Below are 25951 nucleotides of genomic sequence, written 5' to 3'. Positions count from 1 at the left end.
CAATGCTGCGTTGGATTGACATCCTGACCTTCGCCAAATACAGCAACCCCGAGCCGCCCCTCCGGGTGCAATGGTCGGAGGCGGTATGGCAAACCAAGCTCACGCCCGCGCAATTTCAGGTGCTGCGCCTGAAAGCCACCGAGCCGCCCTACCGCAACGCTTTCTGCCGCTCGTATGAGCCGGGCCTGTATGCCTGTGCCGGCTGCGGCAGCGCGCTGTTCAGTTCAGCGACCAAGTACCACGCCATTTCCGGCTGGCCGAGCTTCACGCAGCCGGCTGCTAAAAACGCTATCCGGTATGCCTTTGATGACAGCCACCACATGCAGCGAATAGAAGCGCTTTGCAATGTTTGTAGCGGGCACCTTGGGCATGTGTTCCCCGATGGGCCCGCGCCAGCAGGAGTGCGCTACTGCATTAATTCAGAAAGCCTGGTATGGTTGGAGCCTAACGAGGACCTAGCAAAACCCTGATCTGAAACATTCAGTATTGTCATTCCACCTGTGCGGCGCCACTACCGGCCTGCAGGAATCCTTCTAACTGCCGATAGTTTTTATGTCCAAGTCACCCGATCCGGCCTCCAGCCCTGCTTTTACTGGTTTTGTGCACGTGCGCGGCGCCCGGGAACACAACCTCAAAAACATCGACCTGGAAATTCCGCGCGATGCCCTGGTAGTATTTACGGGTGTGTCGGGTTCCGGCAAATCGAGCTTGGCGTTCGGCACGCTGTACGCCGAGGCCCAGCGGCGCTACCTGGAGTCGGTGTCGCCGTATGCGCGGCGCCTGTTCCACCAAATGGCCGTGCCTGAGGTTGATGCCATTGAAGGGCTGCCGCCTGCGGTGGCCTTGCAGCAGCAACGCGGCACGCCCACTACGCGCTCCTCGGTGGGCAGCGTTACTACGCTTTCCAATCTGGTGCGCATGCTTTACTCCCGGGCCGGCGACTACCCTGCTGGGCAGCCCATTGTGTACGCCGAAGGCTTTTCGCCGAATACGCCCGAAGGCGCTTGCCCCACCTGCCATGGACTAGGTCGCGTGTATGAGGTAACCGAACAAAGCATGGTGCCTGACCCCTCCTTGACCATACGGGAGCGGGCTATTGCGGCTTGGCCCCAGGCCTGGGGTGGCCAAAACCAGCGCGACATTCTGGTAACCATGGGCTTTGATGTAGACCGGCCCTGGCGTGAGTTGCCCCAGAAGGACCGGGACTGGATTCTGTTTACGGAAGAGCAGCCCGTGGTGCCCGTGTACCCCGGCTACTCGCCCCAGGAAACCCAGCGCGCGCTGCGGCGCAAGGAGCCACCAAACTATATGGGCACCTTCACGAGTGCCAAGCGGCATGTGTTGCACACCTTTGCCACCACGCACAGCCCCCTCATGAAACGGCGGGCCCTGCAGTACATGCTCAGCACGGAGTGCCCGCTCTGCCACGGCAAGCGCCTGCGGCCCGAATCATTAGCCGTAACATTTGCCGGGCTGGATATTGCTGAGCTGTCAGGGTTGCCGCTGAAGCGCGTGGCCAACCTGCTGCGGCCCTTTGCCGATGGCACAGCGCACGGCCGCAAAAAGCACGATGCTGCCCACCCTGAACAGGTGATTGTAGCCCAGCGCATTGCCGCCGACTTGGTGGCACGGTTGGCCGTGCTACTGGACCTAGGGCTGGGCTACCTTTCGCTGGAGCGCAGCACCCCTACGTTGTCGCCGGGGGAGCTGCAGCGGTTGCGGCTGGCTACTCAGTTGTATTCCAATCTGTTTGGGGTAGTGTATGTGCTCGATGAACCGTCGGCCGGACTTCATCCTTCTGACACGGAAGCCTTGCTCAACGCCCTGGCTGGCCTGAAAAGCGCGGGCAACTCGCTGTTCGTGGTCGAGCACAACCTCGACGTTATCCGGAAGGCGGATTGGCTGGTAGATGTCGGCCCAGCGGCCGGCGAGCAGGGGGGCGAAGTGCTCTACAGCGGTCCGCCCGCGGGGCTGGAAAACGTACTTGCCTCCCAAACCCGGCGCTACCTCTTCGGGGAAGGCAAACCTGCCAGCCAGTCGCCGCGCACACCCTCGGGCTGGCTGAAGCTGGCCGGCGTACGGCGCAACAACCTAGTAGGGCTGGAGGTGGCGTTTCCGCTAGGGGTATTTACCACCGTAACCGGCGTGTCAGGCTCGGGCAAATCCAGTTTGGTCAGCCAGGTGCTGGTAGAGCTGGTAGCTGCACATCTGGGCCATGAGCTAGCCCCCGAGGAAGAGGAAACCGACCCGTTGGAGCGCACCACCCCGCTTGAAACGGGCGGCCATATCGTGAGCGGTATGGAGCACATCAAGCGGCTGGTGCGCGTCGATCAGAAGCCTATTGGCCGTACGCCGCGCTCCAACATGGCTACCTACACGGGCCTCTTTGACCACGTGCGCAAGCTGTTTGCTGCCACACCCGCTGCCCGTAAGCGCCGCTACGATGCCGGCCGGTTTTCCTTTAACGTAGCCAAAGGCCGCTGCGAAAATTGCCAGGGCGAAGGCTTCGTGATGGTTGAGCTATTATTCTTGCCTAGTGTGTACGCGCCCTGCCCGGTGTGCCACGGCGCCCGCTACAACGCCAAAACCCTGGAAATAACCTACCGCGACAAGAACATTGCCGAAGTATTGGGCCTGACCGTGGATGCAGCCTGGGAGTTTTTTTCGGAAGAGCCCGCGGTGCAGCGCGCCCTCACGGTATTGCGCGAAGTAGGCCTGGGCTATCTGCGCTTGGGCCAACCGGCCACCGAGCTTTCGGGCGGGGAGGCGCAACGCATCAAGCTGGCTACGGAGCTGCAGCGCGCCCAGCGCGGCAACTCGTTGTACATCCTTGATGAACCAACCACCGGCCTGCACCCCTCAGACGTAGAAAAGCTGCTGGCCCAACTAAACGGCCTCGTGGAGGCTGGCAACACGGTACTGGTAGTAGAGCACGACATGCGCGTAGTAGCCAGCAGCGACTGGGTGCTGGACATTGGGCCCGGTGCCGGCGACGAAGGCGGCCGCGTGGTGGTGGCCGGTACGCCGGCGGAGGTGGCCCGCGCCAAGGAGAGCCGAACCGCGCCGTATCTAGCTCGTTTTCAGAAGTAATCAGTTCACTTTTACGCAGTAGGGTATGTCTTCTTTCCTGGAGGAATTTCTGCGCAATCCGGCGGTAGTAGGCTCCATGGTGCCTAGCTCGCGCGAACTCACCGATAAGGTGATGGAGCCTATTGACTTCGCCAGCGCCACGTGCATAGTAGAGTACGGGCCCGGAACCGGTGTTTTTACCGATGTGCTGCTGCAACGGCGGCGGGCCGAAACGGTACTTGTGCTGGTAGAGGTAAACCGCCGGTTTTGCAAGTTGCTGCAGGAGCGATACGCGGGCCAGCCCAACGTGCACGTGGTGCACGGCTCCGCCGATAAAACCAGCCAGTATCTGCAGCGCTTTGGCGTTGAGCAGGTTGATTATGTAGTGTGCGGGTTGCCGTTTTCCTCGTTGCCCCGGCGCCTGGGCTGGCGCATTCTGGAGCACACACGCAGTATTCTGCTGCCCAATGGCAAGCTGGTGTTGTTTCAATACTCCTTGCGCAATGAGCGGCTGTTCGGCAAATTCTTCCGCCAGGTCAACCAGGAGCATGTGCTCCTGAATCTGCCCCCTGCCTACGTCCTAACATATGTTCCGGAGCCAGCTACTGCGGAGCGCACGCCTGCGCCGGCTACTAGGCAGCAAGCACCTGCAACAGTGCCGGGAGAGGCGCACCCGTAGCAGCAAGGCCCCAGGGCGTACCTTCGTGCATCAGCGGAAGCTGGAGCGCAAACTCCAAGCGGCACGCCTGGGTCTTGGCTTCCAGGAGGAGGCCCGTTTTCTTTATTTTTTGGCTGGTATGAGTTTGTTACGCGTTGCGGGAATTGGGTTGCAGGAGAGAGAGAACCTAGTGTTGCACGACATCACGTTTACGCAACAAGAATTTCAGAAAGTAGCTATTGCGGGCGAAACCGGTTCCGGAAAAAGCACCTTGCTGCAAATCATATCCGGCCTAGTACAACCTACCATCGGCGACGTGTGGGTGGATGGCACGCGCGTAAAAGGCCCGCTCGATAGGCTGGTGCCCGGCACGCCCGGGGTGGCGTACCTTTCGCAGCAATTTGAGCTGCCCAAATTTTTGCGTGTAGAGCAGGTGTTGCGCTACGCCAACAAGCTCACGGCCCCGGCCCTTGATAATCTGTATGATGTGTGCCGCATCCGGCACTTGGCCCAGCGCCGTACCGATCAGCTTTCGGGCGGCGAGCGGCAGCGCATTGCCCTGGCCCGGCTGCTGCTTTCCTCGCCTCGCCTGCTGCTGCTCGATGAGCCCTTCTCCAACCTCGACCTGGGGCACAAGCAGATTCTGAAAGCCGTGATTCAGGATATTGGCGAGCAGCTGCATATTACGTGCACGCTCATTTCCCACGACCCCCTCGATACCCTTTCCTGGGCCGATGAGCTGCTGGTGATGCAAAGCGGCCAGATTATTCAGCGCGGCACGCCCCGCCACATCTACACGCAGCCCGTGAGCCCCTACGCTGCGGCCCTGTTCGGCGACTATAACCTGGTAGAGCCTGGTCCGCTGCTAGGTGCCCTTGCGGCCCAAGCCGGCCTGAAGCCCAAGCGTGGCAAGCGCCTACTCATCCGGCCCGAAATGCTAACACTAGCCCCCGCCGGAGCCGGAACCCTGACCGGTACGGTGGAGCGCATCCGGTTTTTCGGGAGCTACACTGAGGTGGAGGTGAGCCTGCCCGGCGGGAAACTGAAGCTACGAACCACTGCTGCTAGCCTGCACCCGGGGGCCGATGTTTCCCTGGCCGTGCCTGCCAACGGTATGTGGTATGTGTAGCTATCAGTAAGAGAGTAGACTAGGGTGCCACTTGCCGCCAACCCCACAGCACAAAAAAATAAACAACAGCTTAAACCAGCCACGCAGATTTTGTCGTACGGGGTAGTCTATCTATACCTATAAGCTGTTTTTATGAACGATGACGTTCGCTTACTGGAAGGTGACCGGCGTTTTAGGGCCCTGTTCGAGCACAACCCCGATTTCGTGCTGTTCCAGAATGATGCGGGAATTATTCTAGATGCCAATCCGGCATTTCTGGCGCTGGTGCATCAGGAGAAGGAGGCTGTGCTGAACCGCCCATTTGCCGATTTTTTGCCGCTCGAGGCGCGCCCCTTATTTCATGAGAAGCTGATGGAAGCTTTCCAGGGCCATCCGGTGCAGTTTGAAACGGGTGTGCAGCTGCTCGGGGCTGAATTCAAAGTGCTGAATGTGACGAAAGTGCCGCTCTGGATGGGAGGCAAGATTGTGGGCGTGCACGTGGTCAGCAAAGACATTACGTCTGCCGCCGTTGCCCAGCAAGTCATTCAGAATCAAGCAAAGAAGCTCAACACCATCTTCGAGAGCATTACCGACGCTTTCTTTCTGCTCGATACGCAGGGTACGTTCACCTACGTGAACGGGGAAGTAGAGCGCCTGTTGGGCATTGCGCGTGGGCAGCTGCTAGGCAAACGAATCAAAGAAACCTTCCCCGGCGACTTCATGATTCCGTTTTACAAGCACTTTGATCAGGCCATTGACACAGGCACTGCCGTGCACTTCGAGGAGTTTTTCGAGCCCCGGCAGCTGTGGCTAGAAGTGAAGGCGTTTCCCTCTGAGGAAGGCCTGTCGGTGTACTTTTCCAATGCCACGGAAAAGATAAAGGCGCATCAGCAGCTATACCGCCACAACCAAGACCTACAGCAGTTTGCCTACATCGTATCGCACAACCTGCGCGCGCCGCTTACCAACATGCTGGGGTTAGTTGATTTACTGATTGACTTGGCCAAAGACGCGCCCGAATACGATAACCTGCTGGCACACTTGCGCTCCAGCACCGAGCAGCTCGATACGGTGCTGCGCGATATGAACACCATTCTGACTATCCGCGACAAGCAAGAAACTACGGAGCCGGAGTTGGTGCCCCTGATGGAGGTAGTAGAGCAAGCCACGCAAAGTCTGCACGATGCCCTACAGGAGGCCGGGGCCGAAGTACACTGCACCATTCCGGATACCGTGAGGGTACGCGGCAACCGCGCTTACCTCTACAGCATCTTCTTCAACTTGCTTTCCAACTCCCTGAAGTACCGCATTAAAACGCGGCCGTTGCGCGTTGATATTTCGGCGGCCGACGCTCATCCGGAGCCCGGCGTGCAGGTAATTGTGGCAGATAACGGGTCTGGTTTTGATATGCAGCGCGCTGGCAATGAAGTGTTTAAGCTTTATAAACGGTTTCATGATCATCCGTCTGGCCGGGGTATGGGTCTCTATCTGGTAAAAAACCACGTAGAAGCTATGGGAGGCCATATTGAGGTGTACAGCGAAGTAAACCACGGCACCCGTTTCACAATACAACTAGCCTGATTTTACGATATGCGCATTGTTCTCATCGACGACGACTCCACCAGCATTTTCCTGATGCGCATGTTGCTGCAACTGGAAGAGCTTGCTGATAGCGTTACCTCGTTTCAGTCGGGACAGGAGGCGCTGGAGTATTTGCGCCAAAGCCCACCGGAGCAGCGCCCCGAAATTATCCTGCTCGATTTGAACATGCCCGTTATGAGTGGCTGGGATTTTCTGGAGGCCGTTTCAGATGAAGCTTCGGACCTGCTAAGCGGCTGCCGCATCTATATTTTAACGTCCTCACTGGCCCAAACCGATTCCTTGCGGGCGGCAGATAACCCCTTGGTTACGCGCCTGATACATAAACCCCTAGACAAGGCCGAGCTAAAGCTTATTAAGGCAGAAGTGGGCGTGAACAGCCACTAGCGCAGGCAAAAGCGTGAAGTGGCTAAGCCACAACGCAGTATTGAATACCGAAGAATAAACCGGAACTTGCCTACTGCCGCCAGCAGGCGCTAGCCGCCTTAGCTCAACAATGCGGTACGTTTGTTGTTAGGCTTATATGAACTTAACCTGGCTGCCCGCTCTTTACTGAAGCAGTGGCCGGAAGGAGTAGCCCGATCGAAAACGGTTCGGGCCTCCGCTGCACCTAGTAGCCTACCGCATAGCCAGCTGGTTGCGCGTCCCTTTCAGGGTTCCCCTTTCTATGTCTGCTACTTATCAACCCTCTGCCGAGCTTCTGCAGACATTTGGCTTTTCCCGCCATAACGCTCCGCCCGGGCAGATCCGCTTTAGTAGGCCCACCGACTGTGGCCAGGAAACCATTGTGCTGTATCCTGATGATGAGCTAACCCTGCTCGAGGCTATAAATGGCCAGATGCTGTACAGCTTCCAGGGTAGAGTGGCCTCCGAAGCCGAGTTTCGGGTGTTGCTGCGCCAGGTAAACTGGTCGGCCGAGTTGCCATCTTCCTCCTGATTTTTTTCTGCTGTATACATGACCGATACGTACCTGCAAAGCTTAGGCTTTAGCGCCACCGACCAAACTCAGAATGCCAACCGTCCGGCCTTCGGCCACGCCTGGCGCTACCAACACGAGTGCCCAGCTCAGGATGGGGCTACTCTTTTCATTGAGCATCCGCTCGGGATTGATAGCTGCCGCTTAAGCACACTGGCTGCCCCACTGGCTGCCCAGGATGTGTTTGCCACTGTGGCGCTTCATGACCTGCCTGGCCTGGAAACTGCCATTAGTGCCTTTTATGCTGCCCATGGCGGCAAGGGCCCGGTAGCGTCCCGCTTTACGCCCCACGTGTACCTGCCGTATCGCCGGTCGCGCTAACTTCAAACCCCGACTCTTTTTTATATTTTCCGTGGATCAAGATCTTCAACTTAGCCTGGCCAACAACGCCAAAGAATGGCTGGCCCTCTCGCTTACCATCTCCTCCGCTGAGAAGGTAGCCTTCAGCAAAATCCACGACGGTTTCTTTACTACCTACGGTGCCGATTTTATGGCCCATGTGTACCGGACAACCTTCGAGCACGTGCTGCAAAACATGCCCGACACCGAGCGTAGCAAGCTTATGGTAGCCTTCCAGCACGCCATGGATCAAGCCATCGACGAGCACTACTCCTCACGGCAGTCCTAGCGCACTTGGGTTGCGCCTGTAGCCTTGCTAGGGTGCATGCTGTAATTGCCGAAAACGAAGACGCCGCTGTTGCCATATGCAACAGCGGCGTCTTCGTTTTCGGGCGGGCAGCACGTACTAGGGTGCCGGTATTCTCAAACCTGCTTTGCTGTACTGCGGCGGTTAGGTTGTCCGCTTAGCCTAGTCCAGAATCTGATACCCGATGGGCTTGAATGAGTAGTTATTTGACATTTCGGCGGAGCAGGCCGTCATGCCAATCAGCAAGTCGGTTTTGGCTTCCAGTATCACGTAGTCGCCGGCTTTGCTTTTGGGCGGCAGCACGTCTACTTTGCCGGTGGTGCCATCTACCGTTACGTGCATAAAAATGTTGAAGCAGATGGGAATAGCATCGGGGCTGATACCGTACTGCTCTAGCGCTTCGCAGAGGTTGCCAAAGCAGCCCCGGTGCGGATGCTGATGCCCATAGATAATCCGGAACGTATCGGCGCTACACGGCGTCAGCAGGAAATCGTGGCGGCCTACGGTGTCCTCCACTAGCTCAAACATGATGTTGCTGCGGTTCGAGTAGAAGGGGTGGCCTTTCGTGAGGAAGATAGTTTCGGCGTAGTCGATGGTACGGCCCGAGGAAAGGTATTCAGCCCGGTCCTCGAGGTTGTAGCATATAAAATCCGAAACCTGCTCCCCCTCGATATCGACTACTTTGAGCTTTTGGCCTTTGCGCAAAACAAAGGCAGTACCACTACGCGGCGGAATGATGGTTAGCTGCGTCATGTTGACTTAAAAAAGGACATTTCCAGGCCTGATCATAGGCTTTGCCGCTGTACTGATACGCTTCGGAGGCTTCGCCGAAATCCTGCAGCATAGGGTTAATGGAACCTGCATAGGCTACGTCGCGGGTACGAATGGTGTTGCGGAGCTTGTCGTAGCTGCCGTTGCTCCGGATCTGCTCAAACTGGGCGTGGGCATTAAACACCAGGGTAGGGTAGGCAAAGCGCCGGGCCGGCCGCGAGCTGCCGGGGTGCAGTCCAATCACGAAAAAAGCTTCTTCCTTAAGGCTAAAGCTAAAGTCCGGCGACGTAGGGTCCGAGACTACACGCCGGTCGTAGCCGTAGCGCTGAGCGTCGAGGTTGGAAAGGGCCTGCAGGCGCTGCCAAAACAGCTCCTCAAACAACGCTTCATTCGGCGTTTCGGGGCCTTTAAAGATGACGGCCGCGCTGTGGTACAACTTATCTGACTGGCGGTACGTGTCCACAAAATCGTAGATAAACTCCAGAATGGCCGCATCATCTTTCGGGCAAGCCAAGTGGTCGACTACATGGCAATGGAGCTGCTGCCAGGTTAGCGCAGTCTTGGCAGCTACACAAGGGAATTCTTTCTTATTTATAAAAGAAAGATATTCATTAGTATATATATTGTGTTGTGAGTCAAGCATGTGTACTGTATAGTTTTGTCAGGAAAACTGGAATAGTCAAATTCCTCCTGCAAAACTTTACGCAACAAGTAGCTCCTGTGTTGATACAGAAAAATAGCGGCGCTTGCCAGTAAGCTGAACCATAAGCCAATTCCTACGCTTCAGCTTGGCGCTCCTAAGCTCATCAGCAAAAAAAGCCAACCGCTTAGCTGAGCGGTATTTACTCCGAAGCTGGACTCTAGCACACTTCCTATTTAAAGTGGTACTAGGTAAACAAGGCTGAGCTGTTTTGGGTGACAATTAGCTTAAAATCATGTACGAAATAAATGGATGTACTTTGAGCCTAGGTACCCAAAAGGCCCCAACTACTGCTGGGGCCTAAGGAAGATTTTATACTGAAAACCGTAGCCTGCCGGCGCGGTGTTAGGGCTGGCTGCGGTTTATGCCGCTTTGTGAGGTAGGCTTTTCACGAAGCTACGTACGGCTTTGCGGAAGGCTTCGGGTTCTTCCACGAAGGGTACATGGCCGGTTTGCAGCTGAACTACCCGCTGGTTGGGAAAACGAAACAGCTTGTAGTGTTCCGGGCCCACGCAATAATCCGTTTTGCCGGTTATTACAAGCACGGGTGCCTTGATCTGGGGCGTGAGCAGGGTGAAGTCTTTGCGGTAGTCGGGCAGGCGGAAGCCGTAGCCGCCAAACTCGCCGGTGCCGGGGTTGCCCTGGTCGGCGGCGGTTACTTTCTGGTGGCCCGCTTCGGTGGTGTATTGCAGCTTAAACCAAGCGTTCTGGGCGCTGAGCTCGGGCATCAGCAGTTGAAAGCGCTCATCCAAGGGCTTGCGCTCATCCAGGAACGGGGCTTTATCGGGCACGTTCACGAAGTTGAGGCCGTGGTGCAGGGTGCTTTCCATGGCCTCTGTTATGCTGAGTGTGCAGTTGAGCAGCACCAGTCCTCGCACGCGTTGGGGGTAGCGCGCGGCGTACTCCGTGGCGATGGTGCCCCCAAACGAGTGCGCCATCACTACCCACGTTTCGAGGCCCAACTGCTGGCGTAGTTCCTCCAGATCCTGCACCATGCGCGCCAGCGAGTAGTTCTGGTTGGGGTCGTTCTGGGAGCGGCCGCTTCCCCGCTGGTCGTACCAAATCATCTGCAGCTTGTCTTCCAGGCTGGGGCCGGCCAATGCCTCCGGCATGCCGCTCCAAGCGCCGGGCCCGCCGTGCACAAACACGCAAGGCAGTCCCTGCCCCGAAATTTTGGTGAAAAGCGTTACCCCATCAGAGGTAGTAATGCGCGGGGTGCCGTTAGAAAGCGGCTTGCGCCCGGGAGAAGCAACCAGAAGCGAGGGCAATAGCAACCCCAACAGCAGCGCGAGGGAGAAGCTGAGGTGAAGAAAGCGGAACATGATGGGGCAAATAGGGTGGGAGAACAGTAGCGTGGTTACTCTTCTCCAGACACCTGGCCAGCCTAGTTCCGTTGCCTGAACTCAAGCATTTGTTGCTGTTTTTACTAGGTGGTTCGGTGCCTTAAACCCTATCGGTTGCCTGTGTAAGGGCCTATTTTGCTGAATTACAGGTTTGAGTGGAGTTTTTTCAGGCTAGTGCAGGCTCGGTAGCAGGCTGGGGCCACAGCTGGCGCTATTCCCAGTCGTGCAGCAACCGCCTGACCAAAATAATCTGGCCGGTGTGGTACGCGGTGTGGTCGGCAATAAGTAGGGCCTCTCGCAGCAGGGTTTGGCCGGTGCCATGGGGTAGGGGCCTGAGCAAATCACGGGTGGGGTCTTCGAGCAACTCCAGAAACCGGTTGCGGTCGTGCTCAATCTGTGCGAGCGTGGCCTGCCAGCGGGCGGTATCTGCCTTGGCGGCGGGCGTAGGCCAGTACCCCTCGGGCCACGGCGGCGACACATGCTCGGCGCTAAGGCAGAACTCCACAATATCCCACTGCGCAATCCGGATATGCTCGGCCAGTTGCCACACCGTGTAGGGCAAGTCGGGCGCCGACTGGTTCAGCAGCGTTTCGGAAACATCGGCACAGGCTGCTTCCAACGTAACGTGGGCGTTACCTTGGGTTAGCAGTTCGGTTAGCTCTTGCACAAGGTCGTGGCGGGTGGTGAGGTCCATAGGGTACTCTTATAGATGAGAAGCGTAACCGGTTTAAGAACAATGAAGGGCTAGTAATTCAGGCCCCAACGGGCTGCTTGGCTATCCGCGTTGGTGAGGTACGCGAAAGGCTAAGGCTCCGAAAGGTAGCTAGTAGTCAACGTGTTTCGGTAAAGCGCTCTGGTATTCCCGCAACAGGCCCAGACGAGGAGCCGGCAATCTACATGACACCCAGAGCCTGCTGCATATGGCCCCGCTCTGGCCGCACCGCCTCAACATACTAGCCCTGGAAACAGGTCAAACCCTTACACGCACCACCAGCAAAAGCAACTGCCCGATACAGCAAACCTGAACGTCTTCGGTTGGGTGGCGTACAGCTATACGCAAGGCTTGCGGGCATTGCCGTACTGCTTCTTGCCCAACTACCTCTCCATACTACCCTCTATGAAAAAGCAAACCACTACTGCCGCCTGGCTGGGCGGACTGGCTGCCGCTGCGGCCGCTGTTTTCTTCTGGAAGAAGAAAGACAAATCGGCTTCCAAAGGCCGTAAGCAGCCAAAGCTAAAACTGCGCACCCCCCGGCCCGAGCTATTCCCTATTTACAAGCCTTCTCCCAACGCTGGCTCCACCACACCCACACCCGAAAACGGCCACGTTCGGGAGGTGCCCGCCACCAACCCACCCGCCGATGATGCCGGCAGCAACTTCAGCCTGCAGGGCGATGTACACCAGCCCAGCACTACCACCAACAACCGCTAGCCCCCGCCACGCATCAAACTGGCAGGGTTAGAGGACAACTAGCGTCATGCGTTTACTGCTAAACGATGCCTGGCGCTGAGTGAAATAAACCACCCTTTTCCCCGCAGGCTTCCCTGTAAAGGGTAGCCTGCCCGAGAAAGCCTCGCGCAATATTTAGTGCCCGCTCATGCAACCGCCGCACTACTTTCCGACTCTTCCAACCGGGGCCGCGTTCCACTACGTGGCCCCGGTTTGGTTACATCACAGCTGGTATTATCTAAAACTATTACATACGCCATGAAACTCTCACAAGCAGTACTCGGAGCCTTTCTGGTTGGGCTAACCGTACAAACCACGAGCTGTGTCAAAAAGGGTGACCCCACGCCCAAGGAGGAAAGCAAAACCGGCTCGAAAACGCCCAAAGTGCCCGATAACTGCCCGGCTTGCGGCATGGGCTAAGCCATAGTATGCCTGCTGCTCTTTCCCTCGAAGTCGTGCCGCCCGGCCCCTTTTCCGCTGTAGCCTGTAACCTCGATGCCGATATCCTGTCGGCGGCATTTCCGTTGCTGGCCGAAGGGCGGGTAGAGGCCCTGGAATGGTCGTTCGATACGCTGTTCTGGGCCGAGCAAGTGCCCGATTGGTTTACCGAATTACTGCAGGCTTATGCTTCCCAAAACCGGTTAGTAGGGCACGGCGTCTATTTTTCCTTGCTGTCAGGCCGCTGGACAGCCGAGCAGCAGCAGTGGCTACAGCACCTGCAGGAGCTATCCAAGCAGTTTGCCTTCGACCACATCACCGAGCACTTTGGCTTTTTCACGGGCCAGAACTTTCATTCCGGCGCTCCGCTGCCCATTCCGTACACTAGCACTGCCCTCCGCCTAGGTCAAGACCGCCTGCGCCGCCTGCAAGAGGCTTGCGCGTGCCCCGTAGGCATAGAGAACCTAGCCTTTGCCTACTCCCTAGAGGAAGTAAAGCGCCACGGCGAGTTTCTAGAAAAGCTGGTGGAGCCCGTGAATGGCTTCTTGATTCTGGACCTGCACAACCTATACTGTCAGATCCACAACTTCTCCGTTCCCTACGAAGACCTGATTGCGCTCTACCCTCTGGAGCGGGTGCGGGAAATCCATATTTCGGGTGGCAGCTGGGAAGCATCGGGGCTGATGCCGGGTCGGCAAATTCGGCGCGACACGCACGATGATTCCGTGCCGGAAGAAGTATTCCGGTTGCTGGAAATGACCTTGCCTCGGTGCCCAAACCTAAAATATGTGGTGCTGGAGCAACTAGGCAATGCCCTTAAAACTGAGCCCAGTCGCGCCCAATTCCGCACCGACTTTGGCCGCATGGAAACCCTAGTAACTCGCTTCCGCCGCCAAGGGAATAGGCAGGCCAGTACGTCGTTTTTGCCTTTGCAGTCTGGGGTGGCTAGTCAGGTAGTAGAAGATGAACAGCTCTACGCGCAACAGCAGCAGCTTTCCCGCATTCTAGAAACGGCTCCTTCCTATGAGGATGCTCGGCGCCAGCTCCACGCCTCATCCCTGGCCCATACCGATTGGCAGATAGAGGCTTGGGAGCCACACATGCTGGAAACGGCCCTCAGCATTGCTCAGAAGTGGAAGTAAGTGGCCTACGAAATGTCACACGCTTAGCCAGCAGTAGTTAAACAGATCAAGATTGCTAAGCTAAAGGGGTGGCCAGGAGGAGAAACGGAAGGCTCAACGGTAACGCAATGTGGGGCGACGAGGCGCGGAGCGCGATTAGCTACTTTTCCGCTGGCTACGTTAAACTTCCTTTTTGGTCTTCTATTCCGTTGTTATGGACCCTAGTGCGGCCCCGCCTCAGCACTTGCAGGCCCTGGAAACAGTGCCTGATTCTTACCTGGTTGTGTCGCCGGAGTTGTTCATTCTTACGGCCAGCAATGCCTATCTGGCCAACACCCTCACGCGCCGCGAGCAATTGGTAGGCCGGTACATTTTCGATGCCTTTCCCGACAACCCCGCCGTGCCCGAGGCGAATGCCGTGCGCAACCTGCGGGCCTCTTTGGAACACGTGCTGGCTACGGGCCAGCCGCATCAGATGCCCCTGCAGCACTACGATGTGCCCGACCGCGAGCAGCCTGGCCGCTTTGTAGAACGCTACTGGCAAGTGCTGAATACGCCCGTATTCACTGCCGACAACCGCCTACAGTACATCATCCATAGCATTGTCAACGTGACGGAGGCAGTGCACACGCGCAAGGCCCTCCACCTAAGCCAACATCGGGAACACGATGCGCTGGCCGAAGCCGAGCGGGAGCGGCAGCACCTCAGCCACTTGGTGCTGCAGGCCCCAGCCGCCATCTGCATTCTGCAGGGTCCCGACATGATGTTTGAGCTGGTAAACCCGGGGTATCAGCAGCTATTTCCCGACCGGAAGTTGCTAGGCAAGCCTCTGCTGGAAGCCGTGCCTGAGTTTCGGGATACGCGTGTGTGGGAGCAGCTGCAGGAGGTTTTCCGCACGGGCCAGACCCATGAGGAGCAAGGCGTGTGCATCCCGTTGGTGCGTACGGCCAAGGCGGGGCTGGAAGACTCGTATTTCAACTATACGTTTCAGGCCCGCTACAACGACTCCCGGCAGGTAGATGCCGTGTATGTATTTGCCTTCGAGGTGACGGAGCAAGTGCGCGACCGGCAGCAGGTGCTGGCGCTCAACCGGGAGCTAGACCAGGCCAACCAGCAGCTTACCCGCGTCAATGCCGACCTGGATAGCTTCGTGTACATGGCCGCCCACGATCTGAAAGGGCCCATCAACAACCTAGAGGGCCTAGTAGAAGCCTTGCGCGACACGCTGCCCGCCCAGCAGCCCGCCGAAACAGGAACGCTGCTGAACATGATGGAAGATGCCGTAAGGCGCTTTCAGCGGACGCTAGTCCAGCTCAATGATGTGCTGCAGCTACATCATGCCTACGACCCCACCGCTCCACCAGTAGAACTGGCCACTATAGTAGATGACCTCCGCCAGGATCTGTTGCCGGCCCTGCAGCAAACCGGTGGCACCTTGGAGGTAGATGCTGCTGCCTGCCCCTTGGTGGCTATGCCAGCGAAAAGCCTGCGCTCCTTGTTGTACAATTTGCTCAGCAATGCCATCAAGTACCGCCACCCCGACCGGCCGCCCCACGTGCGCCTCAATTGCCACACCCAGGATGGGTTTTGGCACCTCACCGTACAAGACAATGGCCTAGGCCTAACTGCCAGCCAACAGGCCTCCTTATTTGCATTGTTTCGCCGCTTCCACAACCACGTGGAGGGCTCTGGCCTAGGCCTCTACACCGTCAAGAAAATAGTGGAAAACCTGGGTGGCCGAGTGGAGGTACAAAGTGAGCTGGGAGTAGGCTCCACGTTCTCAGTATACGTTCCGAGCTAGAGGCATTCTCCAGAAGGCAGTAGCGCATACTTCTAGCGCCAGGAGCAAGTTGTTAGAAGAGAGATTAGGAGAAATAGACGTACGTACCACCGAGCACGAAACCAGCTCCGCCTATTAGGAAAATATACGGTATAAGCTGCTGCTGGAAGGTGTTCAAAACGAAGTCCTCAGGATCGGTCGGGTTGTAGTATAAACTAACCTGTTCTCCTGTTTTATTGAACTGACGGTAAGCACTGATTGGCGGCTTTACGATAACCGTAGTAGTATCCCGGGTTGTGTATTCCACAATAGGCCCATAGTCATGCCCCACTACCACGCCGGTGGTCAGCAACCCCGTTTTCTCCAGCCGCCGCCTTTGGCGCCACAAGTGCTGGCCCCACCAGAACAGCGCCACCCCTCCGACAAGCGTAATCAGGTATTCAACTGGTGATTTCATGGTAGAGTGATTTACCAATTACACCTTGTTATCTCAAACCATCTACCCGGATTAGACGACCAATATCTGGAAACGTCAACTGGTAAGTTTAGCTACCCTTATTCGCTTAGTCATAATACTAAGTAAAGGTTACTTCCGTAACGGGTCGGAGTCAGATACTAGTAAGTAGTTAGAGGAGCTTTTCCTGAATAGCGACGGGGAATGCCTGGTTTTTATCGTACTCTACGAAGGCTAGGTAGAGCTTCTCGTTACTGAACCGAGCCAGCTTACTGATACCTACGCCACCAAATAAGCCCAAGACCAATCCCCAGCCGAGTGGTGTCACTGTAACAGTTGTGGTGCCACCGTTGCCATCACTCTTTGAACCGGTTTGGGAGGCTATAAAACCAGTAACTAGAGCCCCGGTCCCAACCCAGAGGGCTCCGCCGGTTTGGTGCTTGGCAAAAAGGCGGATTACTTCGGTGGCTTGTTCGTTGCCGGCGTAACGCTTGTAGAGGTATTTCTTATAATTCTCGTTTACTTCCTTGGGTTTAAGCAGGGTCTCGGCAGGAGTAGTTTGGGCTTTACTGACAAGCGAAAAAGAAACAAGCAGTGAAAGTATAATAACACTGCGGCGTAAAAAGGACATGATGGGCTGAATGTGAAGATAAAGAGAAAAATAAAAAACGAAGGTATAACGAAATGCTCTTTTTTGAGGCTGTAAGACATGACTTTAAGTTTCTGAGGCCGGGCCGCTACATAACCTTACCAGGCATTTGGGAATGCGTAACAGGGTACCGATAGGGAGCTATTTGACGTAGCTTGAATGTAGAGTAAGGTCCCTTGGCTAAAGTAGTTGTTTCAGCATCAGCATGCTGCCTTTAAGTGATGCTCTGCTCAACATGAATGAAAGTATTTCTGAATCCTAAGACGACGCTATAGAACATCTATAAAGCTTGCTGCATCTGCAGGAGTTGGCCGACGCCGGAGTTGCTAATAGATTTGAAAGTGTGTCAAGCCTAGCCTGACTATAAGTGCTAGATGTTTATATAAATACCATAGCCTATCACTGCTAAAATTACGGCATATGGCCACCAGTCCGTTATACTAAAGGGCTTGGCCCCAATGATGAATTTCCTAGGGTTTGCTGGGTCGTAAAGTAGCTCAACTGGTTGGCCTACGTCATAAGCCGCTGGGTATTTTCCAACATCATAGCGTGCTTCTATCCATCCCTGTTGAGGAGTCAGGAATCTTACCACAGGGTATAGGCAGCGTGGCTCATCATCTTTCTCATCTGTCACCAATCTTACCACTATACCAGAAGCAAAAAGCCCATTTTTCTGAAACCACCGCTTCTTGCGGTAGATGTAGTATAGTATAGCTCCAGGTATTGCTAGAAGGAGGATGAAAAAAACAGCGTCGCCAGAGGACATTTTGTAGGTACTAGGTTTACTCCCGTTTCAGCACTTCCCGAATCCCGCTCAGGCCGCCAGCAATACTTTCTAGCTTATCGAGCATCTGCAGGAGCTGGCCGGCACCGGAGTTGCGCAGGTTGTCGAGGTAGGTTTGCTTGATTTGCTGCCAGCGGGCGGTTTGCTCTGGTGTGAGCCAGTCGAGTAGTTCGCGCAGCTTAAGTAGGTTGGCTTCGGTGGCGCTGGTTAGGGTTTGGGCTTCGCTTTCGTAGTGGGCGGCCAGGAGCTGTTCTATTTCCTGGTCGTTCATCACGGGGCGCACTTTCTCGGCCAGCTTGTTCATGTTGCGGTAGGAGCCCTGCAGCTTGAAAGGCGGCTCGGTGCGGTAGGCGTCGGCTTGGGCGGCGCTGGCAATGTAGGCCGCATTCACGCGGGCCACCACGTCGCGCAGGCGCAGCAGCTTCTGCAGCACGGCCACGTACTCGTTCAGTTCCTCGGGTGTGTGGTTTCCCTCGAAGCTGAGGCCGTCCTGCTGCCCGGTTTCGGCCAGGCGGATAAGGGCGGGCACATCCTGGGGGCTTTGGGTGGCGAGGCGGGCTAGGGCCGCGTTGCTGGTGAGGGCGTTTTCGAGGTAGGAGAGGCGGAAGGCGTCTTCGGAGCCGGCCGTGAGAATGTCACCCAGGTTGTAGATGTCGGCGCGGTTGGCCAGCATGTCGGGCAGCTGGAACACGTCGCCGCTTTCGGTGTAGGGGTTGCCGGCCATCACCACGCACACCTTGCGGCCGCGGAAGTCGTAGGTACGGGGGCGGCCCTGGTACACGCCTTCAATCTTGCGCTGGGCGTCGCAGAGCGAGATAAACTTCTGCAGAAACTCGGGGTTGCAGTGCTGAATATCATCTACGTAAATCATCACGTTGTCGCCCATCTCGAAGGCCAGGTTCAGCTTCTCCAGCTCCTGCCGCGCCCCGGCGTTGGGGGCCTGGGCGGGGTCGACGCTGGTGACGGCGTGCCCGATGGCCGGCCCGTTGATCTTCATGAAGATGAGGCCTAGCCGGTTGGCCACGTACTCCATGAGCGTGGTCTTGCCGTAGCCGGGCGGCGAGATGAGCAGGAGCAGGCCCATGAGGTCGGTGCGCTTGCCCTCACCCGCCGTCCCGATCTGCTTGGCCAGGTTGGCCCCAATGATGGGCAGGTACACCTGGTCGATGAGGCGGTTTCGCACGAAGGACGTGAGCACGCGGGGCCGGAAATCTTCCAGGCGCATGTCCGCGGCGGCCCGGGCCAGCAGCTGCTTCTTCACCTCCTGAAACGTCTCGTACTGGGCCACCGTGGCGCGGTCGTAGTGCAGCAGGCGGCGGCGGAAGTCGGGGAAATTGAGCTGGTAAGTCCGGTCGTCGGCCAGGCGCGAGTGAGTGCCCTGGAAGTCAGCCAGCGTTTCGCGTAAGGGAGTGTGTACCACGCGGGCAGAATCGTAGGAGCCCGTCAGCAACAGCACGGCGCACTCGTTGCAGAAATCGGAGAGAGTAGCGGCGGCCGGGGCCTGGCGCAGGTAGGCCTGCAGCCACTGCCGAATCAGGGGGAGCTGGGCAGCGGGCTGGTCCTGTAGGCCCGTCACCGACTGCTGAAACAGCTCCGTGGCTTGGCGCTCCTGCAGCTGCTTCTGGAACTGCTGGTACAGCTCGGCGGCTTCGGCAGCAATGATGAAGGTGCCGGTGTGGGTCAGCTCGTGGAAAAGGTAGTCGCCGGCTTCCGCTACCTGGCCTAGGGTGAACAAGCCGGTCTGCTCGGCGAAGCGGTCTACGGCTGTTTGCAGCTCGGTTTTGAGCTCGTCGAACTCCTGCGAATCGGGGAAGACCTGGAGCAACACGCCGATGCCCTGGAGCTGCCGTTCCCAGTGGGCGCGCTGGTTGGGGTCGGCGAAGCGCAGCCAGTAGAGGGCCGCGGCGGCGCGGGTGTCGGCGGGGTAGCGGAGCAGGTCGGCGGTGCGGGTGAGGCGCACCAGGGCCGTGAGCAGCAAGGCCGCGTCGTGGTCGTGCACGCCTTTTAGGTAGCCTTCCTGGTAGCGCGCGGCCATGAATTGCTGCACGTAGGCCAGTAGCTCGGCGGGGCTGAGGTGGCCTAGCTCAGTAACAGATAGCACGGCGGCGCGGCCCGCATCGGGGTTGGCCGGCGCGGGGTGCTGGGCGGCCTGCAGAATGCGCCAGGCCAGGAACTCGGCCCGGTACACGTCCTGGTTTTCCGACAGCACAGTTTGCTCCCAGACTGGCCTAGAAGCCAGCAGGGTGGGGTCGGTAATCTTCTGGAAGAAGTTGGTGCCAGTGAGGTGGTAGTGCAGGTCGCCGTCGCGCAGCACCACGGTCAGCTCCAGGGGCTGGGTGTTGACGGTGAAGGCGTGGGGCCCGAACTTGAGGGTCTGGCCACCGTCGGCGTAGAGGTCGGCCCGGTCGCGGAGCTGGCGCACGGCGTCTTCGCGCAGAGTTTTCAGCCGGCTTTGCACGTCATCCGACTTCACCGAGTCGCCGAGGTTGATGAGCTCCTGCGCCGTTTGGCGCACCTTTTCCACCATCACGTCGGCGGCAAAGTACCCGTTGATGTCGACCACCGATTCCAGGCGGGTGAGGCGACTTTGCACCGCTTTCAGCAGCCGCTCGGCGCTTTGCAGCAGGGCCGTGGCGCGCTGGTTGCGGGCGGCTACCAGGGCCGTCTTCTTCGACTCGAAAGCTTCTACTACCTGCTCGCGGCGGGTGGTGAGCTGCTTGATAAACTGGTCGAAGTCGGGAAACTTGCCTTCCAGCTCCTCCAGCTGCACCATGAGCTTGGTCAGGTACTCGTCGCACTTGGCGGGCGTGTCGGCCAGGTCGAGGTAGTTGGTCAGGGCCTGCTCCAGCAGCTTGAGCTGGGCCGTGAATTCAGCCTGGGCTTCGGTGCCGGCCAGCGCCTGCCGCCGCCGCTTCAGGGCCGCCCGAATCTGGTTGAAGCGGGCGTACACCGTCGAGATGTTGTCGATGATGGCCGTGGTCTGGGTGGGGTCGGGGATGGGCAGGTTGCTCACCACCTCAATCAGCAGCTCCAGTTCCTGGGCCACGGCGGCGGTTTCCTGCTCGCGCTGGTCGGCCTCAATAGTTTTCTGCACCAGCGCTACTGCGTCGTCAATGGCCTGCACGCGCTGGGAGTAGGGCGCTAGGGCATCGGGCTTAAGCAGGAAGTCCACGGTTTGCAGGGCCACTTCCTTGCTCAGCTCCTCTAGGCCAGTGGCATGCTGTTCTACCGCCGGCAGCTCCACGTAGCGCAACTCCTTGAGGGAAATCACCTCGCCTCGCACCCCGCGCAACTCACCCAGCAACTGCACAAACTCCGTGACGGAATCAGGAGCCGAGCGGCGGATGCGGCCGGTCAGCTCGTCGGCTTTCTGGAACACGGCTGCCGTTTGCTGAGCGGTGTTCTTACGGATGCTCTGCACTTTCTCAAACTCCTCCACGGCGGCGGTGGCCGTCTGCCGGATTTCGCCTAGGGGCTCGGCCAGGGCCTGGGCGGCGGGCTCGCGCAACCAGTGGTAGGCGTCGGTGAGGCTGGTCGTTTGGCGGATCAGGTCGAGGTAGAGGCCAGCGTAGGAGTCGTCCTTGCCAGTCAGCGTCAACACTTCCTGCACCTCACTCATGGCCCGCACAATCTCCTTGTTGCCCAGCTTGTAGAGGTAGGAATTGGAGGTGACGGGCAGCTGGAAATCCGGGGCCGTGTAGGGCGTCTGCCAGATTTGTACGGCGTGGTGCTTTTTGGGCTCGTCATCGGCGCGGAAGTAGCAAAGCTCCCCGTTCTCGAACAGTGCGTAGCCGTGGCACACAATGGGGTTATCGACGCGCTGGGCAATGCGGTTGTAGCTCAGCAGCAGGTAGGTACCGTGGTCCTTGTTGAAGAACACGTACAGGAAATCCTCCCCGTTCGGCGACACCACCCGCTTCTCAAACAGCATCTCGCGCAGGCCGTTGTCGAAGAGCTTGTTGTCGCCGGTTTGCAGGTAGAAGCCGTGCGGGAAAATCAGGCCCTGCCCGTCGGGCAGCAGCACGCAGGCATCAGCTAAAGCATCGAGGCGCTGGGCCGTTTTGAGCTTGTGGTTGAAGATGAAGTAGCGGTAGGTCTGCTCCTGGTAGGGCCGAATCTTGAGCAGAATCAGGTTGCCCACCACCGCGTAATAGATTTCCGAGTCGTCCAGGGTCTGGTCCTTGTCGTCGACCGGCTCGCTCAGAATACCCTGCCCGGTGCTGGTGTTGTCCTCAACCTTGATGGTCAAGTCGCCGCCCACGGTTTCCACGAACACCTTGTCCTCGATGCTGATGTGGGGGTGCTTGCCGCCGCGCTGCATGTCGCGAGTGGCGCGCTTCCACTGGAACTCGTGCTGGGGCGGAAAGGTGTACTCGTGGTCGGAGCGGTTGTCGATATAGGCCAGTGTCTCGCCCTGAATCAGCCACTTAAACGTCTTCACATCGGAAGCACTCTTGCCCACCCGAAACACCATGAACAGGTGCACGCCAATAACGGCGAACTTCACGAACTGAGTGTTCTTGTAGTAGCGGTACAGGTTGCGGAACTCCTCCAAAAACTGCGGGTGCTGCAGCAGCTCCAGCCCCAACGGCCGGAAGTCGTGCTCGGTATATTCGTACACGCCAAACACGTCGGTCAAATCCGGCTCCGCCTTTAGCCCCAGCACCACGTTGTACCCAAAAATAAACCGCTGCCCCACCGGCACCATGTCCCAGGCCACGCAGTTGTTTTCGGTGGTAATGCGGCCAGTGCCCAGCAAGCGGGTATCCACGGCCCCAAACACCTGCTTACGCTCAGTATTCAGCTTGTCGAGGCGCTGGCGCAAGTCAGTGCTGCTCTTGAGCAGGCGGTTGCGCAGGATTTCGTAGGTGCCGGTTTCGAGTTGGGTAATTTGCTCCATAAGAGTAGCGCTTGCCAGAGCTAGCGCTAAGGCTAGAAACTAGTTTCCCTACTCAGATGAGGAGGGGCTAGGGGTGGTTGATGATGATAGAACGGTACTCTGAAAAGCAGCTTCAATAGCAGCTAATACACTCCCGATATGCTACAAGACTAGCTTGTTCTCAAACCGTAGTACTTTCAGGCCTAGGTTGATTAGATAAGTATCCCGCTCCGCATCCTGTGCCTCACTACTAGCCGTGAAGTGCCCGGCTCCATCTAGTTCTACCACCAGGTTTTCAGCTGGGCAGTAGAAATCCACGATGTATGGGCCAATGCCATGCTGGCGGCGAAACTTGCGGCCGGCTAGCTGGCTACGCTGGAGGGTTTTCCAGAGGAGAGCTTCGGCAGGCGTGAGGTTGCTGCGTAAAGTGCGGCGGGCTTCTTATTGATAGCCTAGGTTGTGGATATGTTTCGTATCGGGCATAGTTTATAAAATGCTAGAGCTAGTTCCCCTCCTTAGATAAGGAGGGGCTAGGGGTGGTTGATTTTTAGAGCTAAAAACTAATTCTAGTTATCGTTCAATCGTTGTTCAACCACCCCCAACCCCTCCTCATCTGAGGAGGGGAGCTAGTATTTAACTCTATCTAGGGAGACCTACCTTACTTCAGCTCCAGCATCTTCGCGGGCTTATCCCCGATACCCAGGGCTGTGGCGGTGCTGGCCAGCTCCGTGATGGTGTTGCGGGTGGTGTCGTCGCCGGCTTTGTGCATCATTTTCAGCAGCAGGGCTGAGACGCTGAGGTTTTTCACTTCTTCAGCTGAAAAGCCGAACTGATCCACGAAGCGGCGCAGGTTGGTTTTGAAGTCACCACCGCCGTTGCCGTCTAGAGAGAAGAAGGCGTCTTTCACGGTGCCCAGCACTTCGCTGTTATGCACCGTGCGGTCTACCATTTTGCCTTTGGTGATAGAGCCAATGATCTGGTCGAAGAACATGGTTTCGCCGCCTACAATGTCGATTTTGGCGGCTTTGAGGGCCTCGCCGATAACCTCGGCTTGCGAGGCGGCAATGTCCTTCTGAATGTTGATCTGGGCTAGCTCCACCGACTTATCCTTGTCGAGACGCAGCTTGAACTCCTCGTGGTCTTTGCCCACGCCGTCGAGCTTTTTCATGGCGTCGGCCTTGGCTTCGATGCCCTTGGCTTCCACCGCGAACTTCTGCTCCGATACGGCGGCTTCGGCTAGGCCTTTCTTCTGGTCGGCGTCGGCGCGAGCCTCAATGATAGAAGCATCGACGAGGCCTTTTTCGCGGTTGATTTTGGCTGCTACCAGGCCTAGCTTCTCGTCGGCTTCGGCTTGGGCACCGGCTTTCGACTGGATGGCCTGGGCCTCGGCGGCAGCGGTGAGCTGCAGGACGTTGGCTTCGGTTTCGCCTTCTTTCTGGCGGGCGGTGGCTTTGGCTTGCATCACCTGGGCTTCGGCGAGGCCTACGGCTATGGCTTTGCTGGCTTCGGCTTCAGCCAAAATCCGGATGGCCTGACCTTTGAATTCGGCGCTGGCTTTTTCAGCTTCGGCATCAATGAGAGCCTGCTTGGCGCGGTATTCAGCCCCTTGTTTCTCCATTTCGGCGGTGCCTACGAAGTTGATAGTGGCTGTGTCGTTTTGCTGCTGAGCGGCCGTTACGGCTACTAACTTTTCACGATCGGCCTGGGCTTGGGCGCGGGTGTCTTTGATTTTCTCTTCTTCCTGAACGGTGGCTTTTTCTACCACAATTCGCTCGCGGATGATGGTCTGGATGTTCTTTTTCTCTTCTTCCAGGGCCTTTTCCTTCTCAATCTGGGCCAGGGCTACAATCCGCTCCCGCTCGTTGGCTTCCAGGGCTTTGGCCTGGGCCACGCGCTCGGTCTCCACAGCGTCGGTACGCTGCTTGTTGCGCTCGGCCACCAGTACCTGCCGGTCGCGGTTCTGCTCGGCAATGCCAACTTCTTCCTCGGTAGTAATGCGGGCTTTTTCACCTTTCAAACGCTCTTCCTGCAATACCTTCTCGGTTTCAGCTTGCTCGCGTGCCTTGATGTTGGCAATTTCGCGCTTCTGCTTTTCCTGGTTTTCGATGAGTTGCTTATCGAGCTGCAGAATGGTTTCCTGAGCTTCCACGTCCTGCTTCTTGATGGTTTTCTGCATCTCGCGGGCAATGGAGTTGGCCTGAATTTTCTGCTCTGAGGTCAGGGCCACAATCTTCTTGATGCCCTCGGCGTCGAGGATATTATCCTGGTTGAGTGAGGTGAGCGGAGTTTGCTCGAGGTAGTCAATGGCGCAGTCATCGAGAACGTAGCCGTTGAGGTCGGTGCCGATAATGCGCAGAATCTCCTGCTTGAACTGCTCGCGGGAGTTGTAGAGCTCAATGAAATCAAACTGCTTGCCTACGGTTTTCAGGGCTTCCGAGAACTTGGCGTCGAAGAGGTTTTCGAGAGCCGTAGGGTCGGAGGCGCGGCGGCAGCCAATGCTTTGGGCTACCTGTACCACGTCGTCGTGGGTTTTATTGACGCGCACAAAGAAGTTCACCTTCACATCGGCGCGCAGGTTGTCTTTGCAGACCAAGCCCTCGGAGCCAGCCCGCGAAATCACCATGTTCTTCAGGGTGATGTCCATGACCTCCAGCTTGTGCAGCACAGGCACCACAAAAATACCGCTGAACGACACCTTCGTGTCGCCGAGGCCGGTGCGCACGAGGGCTTCGCCTTGCACGGCTTTCTGGTACATTCTGACCACTATGGCAATAAAGCCCAGCAGCAGCACGGCAATGACGATAATCACCGCCAAGGAAAGTTGTTCCAACATGGAAGTAGGGAGTAGGAGTAGGGAAATAGTTTCAGGAGTAGGGCGCCCACTTGGGCGCCGGTTGATGCAATAGGGTATGCCGGGGCCGGTCTGCGCCGGGTTTCAGCCGCGGGCAGGGGTAGTAAGAGGGTAGCGAGTTAGATAGGGTAAGCAGGCCGCGGGCAGATTGCTCACGGAAACAGCCATTCGGCCAGCCAGGCGAAAAAGTCAGCCAGCAGGCCATCCATTAGTAGGCTGCCTAACCAGTGCCAGAAGGTTTTGAGGGTACCCAGCAAATCAATCATGACGAATAACAGGATTAAGCTGTAGCAGCGCGGCCAGGAACCCCGCTTTGTCGGCGGGCGACACTAGCACGGAATCAGAGGTGCCGTAGCGAATTTCCAGTCGGTCGAGCGACAGGGCCGGAGAACTGAGGGGGTTATGGGTTGGATGGATGCTAGTGATATGGTGCACTGGCAGGCGCTTGCGTAGCGGGCCAGAGGTAATCAGCAATTCATCGGCGGTAATAGTATAAGCGGTAGTCACCAGTAGATAGATAATAAAGCAGGCTGTTAGGAGCACCACTAGGCTTGCCGTCCAGCGCTGCTGAACCAAAGATAGAAGTAAAAAGAACCCGATGGTACCTAAAACTGGTCCAAACATCCACCAGCTGATTTTCGACTTAAATACCTGATTCATAACGGTAGGCTTGAG

At 57.3% G+C, this 25951-nt stretch carries 23 protein-coding genes and 1 pseudogene; 13 read left to right on the top strand and 11 right to left on the bottom strand.

The features are described from left to right. The first annotated feature begins 2 nt into the window (after nt 1–2). The 9 genes from msrB (at nt 3) to ACYVHC_RS04090 (ending at nt 8038) form a co-directional block, all read left to right on the top strand. Complete coding sequence (msrB, locus tag ACYVHC_RS04130; protein ID WP_460612401.1) at nt 3–470, top strand: peptide-methionine (R)-S-oxide reductase; 468 nt, start codon at nt 3–5, stop codon at nt 468–470. An 82-nt stretch (nt 471–552) separates the two neighbouring features. Further along, nucleotides 553–3090 (top strand): excinuclease ABC subunit UvrA, encoded by a 2538-nt coding sequence (gene uvrA, locus ACYVHC_RS04125; protein WP_460612400.1) that lies wholly within the window; start codon nt 553–555, stop codon nt 3088–3090. A gap of 25 nt (nt 3091–3115) precedes the next feature. Next, entirely contained in the window at nt 3116–3748 is a 633-nt protein-coding gene (locus ACYVHC_RS04120) for a class I SAM-dependent methyltransferase (RefSeq protein ID WP_460612399.1), read from the top strand. A gap of 118 nt (nt 3749–3866) precedes the next feature. Further along, nucleotides 3867–4856: an ABC transporter ATP-binding protein gene (locus tag ACYVHC_RS04115; protein ID WP_460612398.1), complete on the top strand. Its 990-nt coding sequence runs from the start codon at nt 3867–3869 to the stop codon at nt 4854–4856. Between the two features lie 132 nt (nt 4857–4988). After that, nucleotides 4989–6416 (top strand): PAS domain-containing sensor histidine kinase, encoded by a 1428-nt coding sequence (locus tag ACYVHC_RS04110; protein ID WP_460612397.1) that lies wholly within the window; start codon nt 4989–4991, stop codon nt 6414–6416. Nucleotides 6417–6425: 9 nt separating this feature from the next. Continuing rightward, nucleotides 6426–6821: a response regulator gene (locus ACYVHC_RS04105; protein WP_460612396.1), complete on the top strand. Its 396-nt coding sequence runs from the start codon at nt 6426–6428 to the stop codon at nt 6819–6821. 280 nt (nt 6822–7101) lie between these two features. Beyond that, on the top strand, nt 7102–7371 hold the full coding sequence (locus tag ACYVHC_RS04100) for a hypothetical protein (protein WP_460612395.1): 270 nt from the start codon (nt 7102–7104) through the stop codon (nt 7369–7371). 18 nt (nt 7372–7389) lie between these two features. Next, the gene (locus ACYVHC_RS04095) at nt 7390–7731 is read left to right on the top strand and encodes a hypothetical protein (protein WP_460612394.1); all 342 of its coding nucleotides are present in this window, start codon (nt 7390–7392) and stop codon (nt 7729–7731) included. Nucleotides 7732–7762: 31 nt separating this feature from the next. After that, nucleotides 7763–8038, top strand: coding sequence for a hypothetical protein (locus ACYVHC_RS04090; protein ID WP_460612393.1), 276 nt, complete (start codon nt 7763–7765; stop codon nt 8036–8038). 180 nt (nt 8039–8218) lie between these two features. Here the strand turns inward: ACYVHC_RS04090 and ACYVHC_RS04085 are convergent, their stop codons facing one another. The 4 genes from ACYVHC_RS04085 to ACYVHC_RS04070 all read right to left on the bottom strand — a co-directional run bounded on the left by ACYVHC_RS04085 (nt 8219) and on the right by ACYVHC_RS04070 (nt 11564). Continuing rightward, nucleotides 8219–8809, bottom strand: a complete 591-nt coding sequence (locus ACYVHC_RS04085; protein WP_460612392.1) for a DUF1989 domain-containing protein — start codon at nt 8807–8809, stop codon at nt 8219–8221. Continuing rightward, nucleotides 8778–9470 carry a guanitoxin biosynthesis heme-dependent pre-guanitoxin N-hydroxylase GntA gene (gntA, locus tag ACYVHC_RS04080; RefSeq protein ID WP_460612391.1) on the bottom strand — a complete coding sequence of 231 codons (693 nt, stop codon included), beginning with the start codon at nt 9468–9470 and terminating at the stop codon, nt 8778–8780. The genes ACYVHC_RS04085 and gntA overlap by 32 nt, the downstream gene beginning before the upstream one ends. Nucleotides 9471–9889: 419 nt before the next feature. Beyond that, nucleotides 9890–10849: an alpha/beta fold hydrolase gene (locus ACYVHC_RS04075; protein ID WP_460612390.1), complete on the bottom strand. Its 960-nt coding sequence runs from the start codon at nt 10847–10849 to the stop codon at nt 9890–9892. A 232-nt stretch (nt 10850–11081) separates the two neighbouring features. After that, nucleotides 11082–11564, bottom strand: coding sequence for a DinB family protein (locus ACYVHC_RS04070; RefSeq protein ID WP_460612389.1), 483 nt, complete (start codon nt 11562–11564; stop codon nt 11082–11084). A 423-nt stretch (nt 11565–11987) separates the two neighbouring features. Between ACYVHC_RS04070 and ACYVHC_RS04065 the strand changes: the two genes are divergently transcribed. The 4 genes from ACYVHC_RS04065 (at nt 11988) to ACYVHC_RS04050 (ending at nt 15680) form a co-directional block, all read left to right on the top strand. Then, the gene (locus ACYVHC_RS04065) at nt 11988–12302 is read left to right on the top strand and encodes an LPXTG cell wall anchor domain-containing protein (protein ID WP_460612388.1); all 315 of its coding nucleotides are present in this window, start codon (nt 11988–11990) and stop codon (nt 12300–12302) included. 276 nt (nt 12303–12578) lie between these two features. Further along, a complete protein-coding gene (locus ACYVHC_RS04060; RefSeq protein ID WP_460612387.1) occupies nt 12579–12740 on the top strand; it encodes a chryseobasin-related MNIO class RiPP peptide in 162 nt (53 codons plus the stop codon). A gap of 8 nt (nt 12741–12748) precedes the next feature. Further along, nucleotides 12749–13900: a multinuclear nonheme iron-dependent oxidase gene (locus ACYVHC_RS04055; protein ID WP_460612386.1), complete on the top strand. Its 1152-nt coding sequence runs from the start codon at nt 12749–12751 to the stop codon at nt 13898–13900. Nucleotides 13901–14093: 193 nt separating this feature from the next. After that, complete coding sequence (locus ACYVHC_RS04050; protein WP_460612385.1) at nt 14094–15680, top strand: sensor histidine kinase; 1587 nt, start codon at nt 14094–14096, stop codon at nt 15678–15680. Nucleotides 15681–15744: 64 nt separating this feature from the next. Here ACYVHC_RS04050 and ACYVHC_RS04045 read toward each other — a convergent pair whose 3' ends face one another. The 7 genes and pseudogenes from ACYVHC_RS04045 to ACYVHC_RS04015 form a co-directional block, all read right to left on the bottom strand. Next, complete coding sequence (locus tag ACYVHC_RS04045) at nt 15745–16116, bottom strand: DUF3592 domain-containing protein (protein ID WP_460612384.1); 372 nt, start codon at nt 16114–16116, stop codon at nt 15745–15747. 169 nt (nt 16117–16285) lie between these two features. After that, nucleotides 16286–16744: a hypothetical protein gene (locus tag ACYVHC_RS04040; protein ID WP_460612383.1), complete on the bottom strand. Its 459-nt coding sequence runs from the start codon at nt 16742–16744 to the stop codon at nt 16286–16288. Between the two features lie 388 nt (nt 16745–17132). Further along, entirely contained in the window at nt 17133–17528 is a 396-nt protein-coding gene (locus tag ACYVHC_RS04035) for a DUF3592 domain-containing protein (protein WP_460612382.1), read from the bottom strand. A gap of 16 nt (nt 17529–17544) precedes the next feature. Continuing rightward, complete coding sequence (locus tag ACYVHC_RS04030) at nt 17545–22446, bottom strand: DNA repair ATPase (protein ID WP_460612381.1); 4902 nt, start codon at nt 22444–22446, stop codon at nt 17545–17547. A 141-nt stretch (nt 22447–22587) separates the two neighbouring features. Beyond that, nucleotides 22588–22845, bottom strand: a pseudogene (locus ACYVHC_RS04025) (endonuclease domain-containing protein); the annotation flags it as partial. Nucleotides 22846–23083: 238 nt separating this feature from the next. Then, nucleotides 23084–25258, bottom strand: coding sequence for a flotillin family protein (locus ACYVHC_RS04020; RefSeq protein WP_460612380.1), 2175 nt, complete (start codon nt 25256–25258; stop codon nt 23084–23086). 276 nt (nt 25259–25534) lie between these two features. Continuing rightward, nucleotides 25535–25936, bottom strand: coding sequence for a PH domain-containing protein (locus ACYVHC_RS04015; RefSeq protein WP_460612379.1), 402 nt, complete (start codon nt 25934–25936; stop codon nt 25535–25537). Between the last annotated feature and the right edge of the window lie 15 nt (nt 25937–25951).

Source organism: Hymenobacter seoulensis, from assembly GCF_054780535.1.
This window is presented reverse-complemented; position numbering and strand designations above follow the sequence as displayed.

Bases quoted from the DNA above. Each gene is read 5' to 3' on its own strand.
- ACYVHC_RS04060 (WP_460612387.1), top strand. From the start codon at position 12,579: ATGAAACTCTCACAAGCAGTACTCGGAGCCTTTCTGGTTGGGCTAACC.
- ACYVHC_RS04065 (WP_460612388.1), top strand. From the start codon at position 11,988: ATGAAAAAGCAAACCACTACTGCCGCCTGGCTGGGCGGACTGGCTGCC.
- ACYVHC_RS04035 (WP_460612382.1), bottom strand. From the start codon at position 17,528: ATGTCCTCTGGCGACGCTGTTTTTTTCATCCTCCTTCTAGCAATACCT.
- ACYVHC_RS04030 (WP_460612381.1), bottom strand. From the start codon at position 22,446: ATGGAGCAAATTACCCAACTCGAAACCGGCACCTACGAAATCCTGCGC.
- ACYVHC_RS04015 (WP_460612379.1), bottom strand. From the start codon at position 25,936: ATGAATCAGGTATTTAAGTCGAAAATCAGCTGGTGGATGTTTGGACCA.
- ACYVHC_RS04105 (WP_460612396.1), top strand. From the start codon at position 6,426: ATGCGCATTGTTCTCATCGACGACGACTCCACCAGCATTTTCCTGATG.
- ACYVHC_RS04085 (WP_460612392.1), bottom strand. From the start codon at position 8,809: ATGACGCAGCTAACCATCATTCCGCCGCGTAGTGGTACTGCCTTTGTT.
- ACYVHC_RS04095 (WP_460612394.1), top strand. From the start codon at position 7,390: ATGACCGATACGTACCTGCAAAGCTTAGGCTTTAGCGCCACCGACCAA.
- ACYVHC_RS04055 (WP_460612386.1), top strand. From the start codon at position 12,749: ATGCCTGCTGCTCTTTCCCTCGAAGTCGTGCCGCCCGGCCCCTTTTCC.
- ACYVHC_RS04075 (WP_460612390.1), bottom strand. From the start codon at position 10,849: ATGTTCCGCTTTCTTCACCTCAGCTTCTCCCTCGCGCTGCTGTTGGGG.
- gntA (WP_460612391.1), bottom strand. From the start codon at position 9,470: ATGCTTGACTCACAACACAATATATATACTAATGAATATCTTTCTTTT.
- ACYVHC_RS04040 (WP_460612383.1), bottom strand. From the start codon at position 16,744: ATGTCCTTTTTACGCCGCAGTGTTATTATACTTTCACTGCTTGTTTCT.
- ACYVHC_RS04110 (WP_460612397.1), top strand. From the start codon at position 4,989: ATGAACGATGACGTTCGCTTACTGGAAGGTGACCGGCGTTTTAGGGCC.
- ACYVHC_RS04120 (WP_460612399.1), top strand. From the start codon at position 3,116: ATGTCTTCTTTCCTGGAGGAATTTCTGCGCAATCCGGCGGTAGTAGGC.
- ACYVHC_RS04045 (WP_460612384.1), bottom strand. From the start codon at position 16,116: ATGAAATCACCAGTTGAATACCTGATTACGCTTGTCGGAGGGGTGGCG.
- msrB (WP_460612401.1), top strand. From the start codon at position 3: ATGCTGCGTTGGATTGACATCCTGACCTTCGCCAAATACAGCAACCCC.
- ACYVHC_RS04050 (WP_460612385.1), top strand. From the start codon at position 14,094: ATGGACCCTAGTGCGGCCCCGCCTCAGCACTTGCAGGCCCTGGAAACA.
- ACYVHC_RS04115 (WP_460612398.1), top strand. From the start codon at position 3,867: ATGAGTTTGTTACGCGTTGCGGGAATTGGGTTGCAGGAGAGAGAGAAC.
- uvrA (WP_460612400.1), top strand. From the start codon at position 553: ATGTCCAAGTCACCCGATCCGGCCTCCAGCCCTGCTTTTACTGGTTTT.
- ACYVHC_RS04100 (WP_460612395.1), top strand. From the start codon at position 7,102: ATGTCTGCTACTTATCAACCCTCTGCCGAGCTTCTGCAGACATTTGGC.
- ACYVHC_RS04020 (WP_460612380.1), bottom strand. From the start codon at position 25,258: ATGTTGGAACAACTTTCCTTGGCGGTGATTATCGTCATTGCCGTGCTG.
- ACYVHC_RS04070 (WP_460612389.1), bottom strand. From the start codon at position 11,564: ATGGACCTCACCACCCGCCACGACCTTGTGCAAGAGCTAACCGAACTG.